7 protein-coding genes are annotated in these 7551 nt (G+C 65.1%); 6 read left to right on the forward strand and 1 reads right to left on the reverse strand.

Annotated elements, in window-relative coordinates; all coding sequences use genetic code 11:
- Positions 1–270: 270 nt before the first annotated feature.
- From A6A05_RS00350 to A6A05_RS00375, 6 genes are all read left to right on the forward strand, one after another.
- Positions 271–1422, forward strand: a complete 1152-nt coding sequence (locus tag A6A05_RS00350; RefSeq protein ID WP_068496346.1) for an ABC transporter substrate-binding protein — start codon at positions 271–273, stop codon at positions 1420–1422.
- A gap of 9 nt (positions 1423–1431) precedes the next feature.
- Positions 1432–2934 carry an AMP-binding protein gene (locus tag A6A05_RS00355; RefSeq protein ID WP_068496348.1) on the forward strand — a complete coding sequence of 501 codons (1503 nt, stop codon included), beginning with the start codon at positions 1432–1434 and terminating at the stop codon, positions 2932–2934.
- Positions 2935–3043: 109 nt separating this feature from the next.
- The gene (locus A6A05_RS00360) at positions 3044–4132 is read left to right on the forward strand and encodes an extracellular solute-binding protein (protein WP_156520825.1); all 1089 of its coding nucleotides are present in this window, start codon (positions 3044–3046) and stop codon (positions 4130–4132) included.
- 2 nt (positions 4133–4134) lie between these two features.
- Positions 4135–5205 carry an ABC transporter ATP-binding protein gene (locus tag A6A05_RS00365; protein WP_068496352.1) on the forward strand — a complete coding sequence of 357 codons (1071 nt, stop codon included), beginning with the start codon at positions 4135–4137 and terminating at the stop codon, positions 5203–5205.
- Positions 5202–6110, forward strand: coding sequence for an ABC transporter permease subunit (locus A6A05_RS00370; RefSeq protein ID WP_068496355.1), 909 nt, complete (start codon positions 5202–5204; stop codon positions 6108–6110). The genes A6A05_RS00365 and A6A05_RS00370 overlap by 4 nt, the downstream gene beginning before the upstream one ends.
- A gap of 145 nt (positions 6111–6255) precedes the next feature.
- Positions 6256–7050: an ABC transporter permease subunit gene (locus tag A6A05_RS00375; protein WP_068496357.1), complete on the forward strand. Its 795-nt coding sequence runs from the start codon at positions 6256–6258 to the stop codon at positions 7048–7050.
- Here the strand turns inward: A6A05_RS00375 and A6A05_RS00380 are convergent.
- Entirely contained in the window at positions 7013–7453 is a 441-nt protein-coding gene (locus tag A6A05_RS00380; protein ID WP_068496359.1) for a sensor histidine kinase, read from the reverse strand. The genes A6A05_RS00375 and A6A05_RS00380 overlap by 38 nt on opposite strands.
- Positions 7454–7551 lie beyond the last annotated feature (98 nt).

Here is a 7551-nt window from a genome sequence, read left to right on the forward strand (position 1 = left end):
TCGCCGACAGCGACAGGGTCAAAAGCCTCTGCTATCAGCCCTGGGTCCAGCAGGTCATTTCGTAGGTTCGCCGGTATCAGAATAAAGCAGTTCAGAAAACAATGGTTGGGTAAAGAAAAGCGTATCATTAAACCAGCTGCGTTGTGACATTCCGGTGGGGCCGGCAAGACAAAACCTCTTCTGTTTAACGGTAATCCGGTACTAGAATGCGCATAACGGCGCCGATACGAGCGCTGCCTGCGAACGAACCGATCGAATGGGAGGTTGACGATGAAAGTTTTGCGTTGGGCCGGAGCCGGCCTTACGGCGCTGTCGCTTGCTTTGGCGCCGCTGTCGGTCAAGGCGGCCGACGAGATCAGGGTTGGCGCCTTTCTGGCGGTGACCGGTGTGATGTCGCTGATGGGCGACCCCGAAAAGAAGACGCTGGAAATGGAGGTCGAGAAGATCAACGCCGCCGGCGGACTGCTGGGCCGGCCGATCAAGCTGATCCTTTACGATGACGCCTCGGACCCGGAAAAGTCGGTCACCAGCGTCAAGCGCCTGATCGAGAACGACAAGGTCGATGTCATCATGGGGGGGTCGGGGACGCCGCAAAGCATGTCGGTATTGCCGCTGATGGAAAAGGCCGAGATGCCTTATCTGTCGATGGGCGGCGGCGTCGGCATCGTCGAGCCGGTGCGCAAGTGGACCTTCAAGACCCCCCAGACCGACCGCATGGCGGCGGAAAAGGTGTTCCTGGACATGAAGCGGCGCGGCATCAAGAAGTTCGCGCTGCTGTCGGAAAATGTCGGCTTCGGCAAGTCCGGTCGCGACCAGACCCTGGCTTTGGCCCCGTCCTATGGGCTGGAAGTGGTTGCCGACGAGGTCTATTCGCCGCGCGACGTCGATGTCACCCCGCAATTGACCAAGATCCGCGGCGCCGCCGGCGCCCAGGCGCTGTTCGTGTTCGGCACCGGCCAGGGTCCGGCGGTGGTCACCCGTAACATCAAGCAGCTGGGCATCACGCTTCCGACCTATCAGTCGCATGGCGTCGCCTCGAAGGAGTTCGTGAAGCTGGTAGGTGCTGCCGCCGACGGCACCCGTCTGCCGGCCGGCGCCCTGGCGATCGCCGACAATCTGCGCCCGGAAAATCCGCAGCGCGGCCTGGTCCAGGGCTTCAAGAAGGATTTCGAAGCGCGCTGGAAGGTGGACGTCAACACCCTGGCCGGCCATGCCTACGACGCCCTTTATCTGTATGTCGACGCGGTCAAGCGGGCCGGCAGCACCGATAAGGCCAAGGTGCGCGACGCCCTCGAGAAGACCCAGGGCTTCATCGGCACCGCCGGTCTGGTCAACATGAGCCCGACCGACCATATGGGCCTGTCGCTGTCTTCCTTCAGCATGGTCGAGATCAACAAGGGCGACTTCACCATCGTCGAGTAAGGAGTTGTGATGAACGCCGCCGACCTGATCCTGGGGCCGGCGCTGGCGGCAGGGCGGGGGGACACCCCCGCCTTGTTGGCGGGCGACCGTGTCGTGACCTATGCTCAACTGGACCGCCTCGCCAACCGCTTCGGCAACGCGTTGCTGGCTTCGGGCCTGACCCGGGGCCAACCGGTCCTGTTCGTCCTGGATGACGACGTTTTGCTGGTCGCCGCCTATCTGGGCGCCATGCGGGCGGGTCTGGTGTCGGTGGCCCTGAATTTGCGCATGTCGGCCAAGGAACTGGCCTATGCCATCGCCGATTCCGGCTCGGCCCTGCTGATCTGTGAAGCGGCGCTGGCCAGCATCGCCGAGGAAGCCGCCCGTCAGGCCGGCACGTCCATCCGTATCGTGCTGTCCGACCTGGTCGATTCATTCCTGGGCGATGCCGGCGAGGACTTGGCGTCGGCCGATCTGACCCCCGACGATCCCTGCCTGTGGATGTATACCTCGGGCACCACCGGCCAACCCAAGGGAGCGGTCCACCGGGTCGGCGCCATCCCGGTCGGCGTGCGCCATGTGGTCGAGAATCTGGGCGTCAAGCCCGGCGACAAGATGTTCGCCACCTCGAAGCTGTTCTTCGCCTACGCGCTGGGCCATTGCCTGATCGGCGGCCTGATGGCCCAGGCGACCCTGGTGCTGCACCAGGGCTGGCCCGACGCGGCGGCGGCGGCCTCGATCATCGCGCGACACCGGCCGGAAGTGGTGTTGTCGGTGCCGGCCCTTTACCGACTGATGTTGCGCGAAGGCCATGCCCTGGGCGAGGCGTTTAGGGCTCCACGCTGCTATGTCTCGGCAGGCGAGGCCTTTCCGGCCGAATTGTGCCGCGAGTGGAGCGAAGTCACCGGTCGGCCGGTCTATGAAGGGATCGGCGCCACCGAGGCCTTGTTCCTGTTCATCGCCAACCGGCCCGGGCTGGTCAAGCCGGGCACCACCGGCCAGCCGTTGCCGTGGGCCAGGGTGATGCTGACCAATCCCGACGGCACCGCCTTCGACGAGCCCGGCCGGGCCGGCGATTTGTGGGTCAAGGTCGAATCCTTGTTCGTCGGCTATCACAACCGCCCCGACGTCACCGCCCGCGTGCTGGTGGACGGCTGGTGGCGCACCGGCGACGTCTTCTCGGTCGATGCCGACGGCTTCTGGTCGCCGCAGGGGCGCTCGGACGACATGATCAAGGTGTCGGGCCAATGGGTCAGCCCGGCCGAGATCGAGGAAGTGGCGCTGACCGTGCCGGGAATCGCCGATGTCGCCGCCGTCGGGGTGGCCAATGCCGAAGGGCTGGTGCGTTTGGTCCTGTACGCGGTCGCCGCCCCCGGCGAGCGCGAGCCGGCCCTGGAAGCCCGCGTGGTGGAAACCTTGCGCTCGAAGCTGGCGGTCTACAAATGCCCCCGCAACGTGCGCTTCCTCGAGGTGATTCCGCGTACCGCCACCGGCAAGGTCCAGCGCTTCAAGCTGCGTGAGCTGGGGATGTGACGGCACATCGCACAAAGCGCAGTTGACTCGACCGCGTCAGGCCGCAAATATCCGCCTGCCGCCACTGCCCATTTTTGCGCCCAACTTGGGGGGTCGAATGAACACTTCCATGATCCGTATCGCCGTCGCCTGTACGATGGCCGTCGCCGCCTCCGCCGCCAACGCCGAGGATAAGGTGGTCAACGTCTACAATTGGTCGGACTATATCGCCAAGGACACCCTGGCCAAGTTCACCGCCGAGACCGGTATCAAGGTCAAGTACGACACCTATGGCGAGAACGAGGAGCTGGACGCCAAGCTGATGGCCGGCAAGTCGGGCTATGACGTGGTGTTCCCGTCGGCCTCGCCGTTCTTCGCCGCCCAGGTCAAGGCCGGCGTCTATCAGAAGCTGGACATGGCCAAGATCCCCAACGCCGCCGGCCTCGACAAGGTCGTGCTGGCCAACCTGGCCAAGGTCGATCCCGGCAACGCTTACGGCCTGCCCTACATGATGGCCGCCACCGGCATCGGCTACAACATCGACAAGGTCAAGGCGCTGCTGCCGGCCGCCCCCACCGATTCGTGGGCGATGCTGTTCGATCCGGCGGTCGCCGCCAAGCTGAAGGCCTGCGGCATTTCGGTGCTGAACACCCCGATCGAGGGCGTGCCGGCGATGCTGGCCTATAAGGGCATGGACCCGCAGGCCCAGACCACCGAGGCGCTGAACGCCGCCATGGACGGGCTGATGCCGCTGCGTCCCAACTATCGCTATGTCCATTCCGAGAAGTATCGCGCCGATCTGGCCAATGGCGATATCTGCGTCGCGCACGGCTATGTCGGCGACCTGGTGCAGTCGCGCACCCGGGCCAAGGAAGCCAAGAAGAAGCAGAATATCGGCATCCTGATCCCCAAGGAAGGCGCTCAGGTCAACATCGACATGATGGCCATCCCCGCCGCCGCCCCCCATGCCGAGGCGGCGCACGCCTTCATCAACTTCATCCTGCGCCCCGACATCATCGCCGCCATCACCAACGAGACCGGCTATGCCAATGCGGTGCCGTCGTCGCTGGACAAGGTCGATCCCGACATCGCCAAGGATCCGGTGATCTTCCCGCCGGCCGCCGTGCAGGCCAAGCTGTTTACCGCGCCGCCGCCGGCCCCCAAGGAGTTCGACCGCGCCCGCACCCGGGCCTGGGCGAAGTTCCGCTCGGCCAAGTAAGGGTGGGCAAGAAGGCTGCCATTCGTTTGACGGCGGTGGAAAAGCGCTTCGGCGCCACCGCCGCCGTCGACGGTATCGACCTGACCATCGAGGAGGGGGAATTCTTCTCCCTGCTCGGGCCGTCGGGCTGTGGCAAGACCACATTGTTGCGCATGCTGGCCGGCTTCGAGACCCCCACCTCGGGGCGGATCGAGATCGCCGGCCAGGACATGACCGAGGTCGCCCCCTATGAGCGGCCGGTCAACATGATGTTCCAGTCCTACGCCCTGTTCCCGCACATGAGCGTGGCTGACAACGTCGCATTCGGCCTGAAGCAGGACGGGGTCAAGAAGCCCGAGATCGACATCCGCGTCGCCGAGGCGCTGGATCTGGTCCGCATGGGCGATTTCAGCAAAAGGAAGCCGCATCAATTGTCGGGCGGCCAGCGTCAGCGCGTCGCCCTGGCCCGGTGCCTGGTCAAGCGCCCGCAGGTGGTGCTGCTGGACGAACCCTTGAGTGCGCTGGACAAGAAGCTGCGCGAGCAGACCCAGTTCGAACTGGTCAATATCCAAGAGCGGGTCGGCATCACCTTCGTCATGGTCACCCACGACCAGGAAGAGGCGATGACCATGTCGTCTCGGGTCGCGGTGATGGATAAGGGCCGCATCCTGCAGGTCGGCCGCCCGCACGAGGTCTATGAATATCCCGCCAACCGCTTCGTCGCCGACTTCATCGGCACCGCCAATTTCTTCGCCGGCCAGGTGACCGGGGCCGGGTGCTTCCAGGCCGAGGGACTTGCCCGGCCGATGGTGGTCGATCAGGGCGAGGCGGCGGGTGCGGCCACGGTGATGATCCGGCCCGAGAAGCTGGCCATGGGCCGCGAGGCCCCCGCCGATGCTGCCAACCTGGTGGCCGGCACGGTGGTCGAGATCGCCTATCTGGGCGACGTCTCGATCTATCATGTCCGGCTGGAATCGGGCCAAATCGTCCTGGCCACCGCCGCCAACCTGCGTCATTCGGCCGAGCCCGGCCTGACCTGGGACGATCGGGTGTTCCTGTCCTGGCATCCGGCCAATCAGGTGGTGCTGCGATGAGAGTGGCGGGTCCCCGGCGCGACTGGGGCCGCCGCCTGGTGGTCGGCCTGCCGTTCCTGTGGCTGGCGCTGTTCTTCCTGGTGCCCTTGCTGATGGTCGGCAAGATCAGCCTGTCGGAATCGCGTTCGGCCATTCCGCCCTATGAACCCCTGTTCGAATTCGCCGACGGCGCCCTGGTCACGGTGCGCGCCTCGTTGGCCAATTTCATTCTGTTGTTCGAGGACGATCTGTATGTCGGCGCCTATTTCCAGTCGCTGACCATCGCCGGGCTGTCGACCGTGATCTGCCTGCTGATCGGCTATCCCATGGCGCTGGGGATCGCCCGGGCCAGGGCCGATCGGCGCGGCCCCTTGCTGCTTTTGGTGATCTTGCCGTTCTGGACCAGCTTCCTGATCCGCGTCTATGCCTGGATGGGGATTCTGAAGGACGAAGGCCTGCTGAACGGTCTGCTGCTGGCCCTGGGCCTGATCCAGGAGCCCTTGATCATCCTGAATACCGATTGGGCGGTCTATATCGGCATCGTCTATTCCTATCTGCCCTTCATGGTTCTGCCGCTTTACGCCAGCCTGGAAAAGCTGGACCCCTCGCTGCTGGAAGCCGCCGCCGATCTGGGGGCGCCGCCGTGGCGGGCCTTCCTGGCGGTGACCCTGCCCTTGTCGCTGCCCGGCATCGTCGCCGGTTCGATGCTGGTGTTCGTGCCCGCCGTCGGCGAATACGTCATTCCCGATCTGCTGGGCGGCGGCGACACCATGATGATGGGCAAGGCCTTGTGGGACGTCTTCGCGCAGACCCGCGATTGGCCGGCGGCCTCGGCCCTGGCTGTGGCGATGCTGGCGGCCCTGGCCCTGCCGATGGCCTTGTTCCATCACCTGCAGGGCCGGCTGGAAGGCGACGGGCGGTCATGATACCGGCCGCCGCTTCATTTGGCCCGTTTGACCAGTCGGCCGGTATCCGGCGCCCATTGAGGGCGCGGCCAAGGGCGCGGACGCGCCCGCCCGGCGAGGGCAAAGGTATGAGAATATCCCTCGTCCTTTTTGAAGGACGCGGGATATGAAGCGCTCGGCCTTCCTGATGTCGGCGCTGGCCTTCGGGTATGCCTTCCTGTACGCGCCGATCGTGCTGCTGGTGACGTGGTCGTTCAACGAATCGCGCGTCGCCAACATCTGGGGCGGCTTTTCGACCAAATGGTATGGCGAGCTTTGGGACAATTCCGAGTTCCTGGATGCCGCTTGGCTGTCTTTGCAGGTGGCCGCCACCAGCGCCACCGCCGCCCTGGGTCTTGGCACCCTGGCGGCGCTGGCCTTGGTTCGCTTCGGCCGTTTTCATGGGCGCGGGCTGTTTTCCGGCCTGCTGGCCGCCCCCCTGGTGATGCCCGAGGTGATCCTGGGCCTGGCCCTGCTGCTGCTGTTCGTGGCCCTCGAGGATTTGATCGGCTGGCCTGACGGGCGCGGCTTTTCCACCATCGTCATCGCCCATACCACCGTGGGGCTGGCCTATGCGACGGTGGTGATCCGCTCGCGCCTGGCCCAGATGGACCGCAGCCTGGAAGAGGCGGCGATGGATCTGGGGGCGCGGCCGGTCAAGGTGTTCTTGGTGATCACCCTGCCGGTCATCGCGCCGTCGCTGGCGGCGGCCTGGCTGTTGGCCTTCACCTTGTCGCTGGATGATGTGGTGGTGGCCTCGTTCGTCACCGGGCCGGGGGCATCGACGCTGCCGATCGAGGTGTTCTCGGCGGTGCGTCTGGGGGTGTCGCCCCAGGTCAACGCGCTGGGCACGCTGATCGTCGCCGTCGTGGCGGTGATCATCGTCACGGGCTGGTGGCTGGCTGGACGTCGGGCAAGGTGAAGAAGAATGTGGCGCCGTCACCGTCGGACTGCAGCCAGATGCGTCCGCCGTGGCCTTCCACCACCCGTCGGCACAAGGCCAGGCCGATTCCGGTTCCGCTTTCCTGACCGGGCTTGTTGAAACGACGGAATATTTCGAACACCGCCTGGTGGTATTCCGCCGGAATGCCGATGCCGTTGTCGGCCACCGAGAACAGCCAGAACTCACCTTCCTTGCGGGCATCGATACGGATGCGCAAGGCCCGATCCGGGTGGCGGTAGCGCAACGCGTTGCTGACCAGGTTCAGGAAGACCGCGCCGATCTGGACGCTGTCGCAGACGATGGTCGGCATCGGCCCCGACACGATTTCGGCGCCGCTGGAATCGATGGCGCTTTTCAGGCTGGCCTGGACGCTGGCGATCAATTCGCCCAGATCGACCGATTCATACCGGCGAACCTACGAAATGACCTGCTGGACCCAGGGCTGATAGCAGAGGCTTTTGACCCTGTCGCTGTCGGCGA

This window comes from Magnetospirillum moscoviense, assembly GCF_001650635.1.
GTDB lineage: Bacteria > Pseudomonadota > Alphaproteobacteria > Rhodospirillales > Magnetospirillaceae > Magnetospirillum > Magnetospirillum moscoviense.

Excerpts from the sequence above, each read along its gene's own strand:
- A6A05_RS00350 (WP_068496346.1), top strand. The coding sequence starts at position 271 with ATGAAAGTTTTGCGTTGGGCCGGAGCCGGCCTTACGGCGCTGTCGCTT.
- A6A05_RS00355 (WP_068496348.1), top strand. The coding sequence starts at position 1,432 with ATGAACGCCGCCGACCTGATCCTGGGGCCGGCGCTGGCGGCAGGGCGG.
- A6A05_RS00360 (WP_156520825.1), top strand. The coding sequence starts at position 3,044 with ATGATCCGTATCGCCGTCGCCTGTACGATGGCCGTCGCCGCCTCCGCC.
- A6A05_RS00370 (WP_068496355.1), top strand. The coding sequence starts at position 5,202 with ATGAGAGTGGCGGGTCCCCGGCGCGACTGGGGCCGCCGCCTGGTGGTC.
- A6A05_RS00375 (WP_068496357.1), top strand. The coding sequence starts at position 6,256 with ATGAAGCGCTCGGCCTTCCTGATGTCGGCGCTGGCCTTCGGGTATGCC.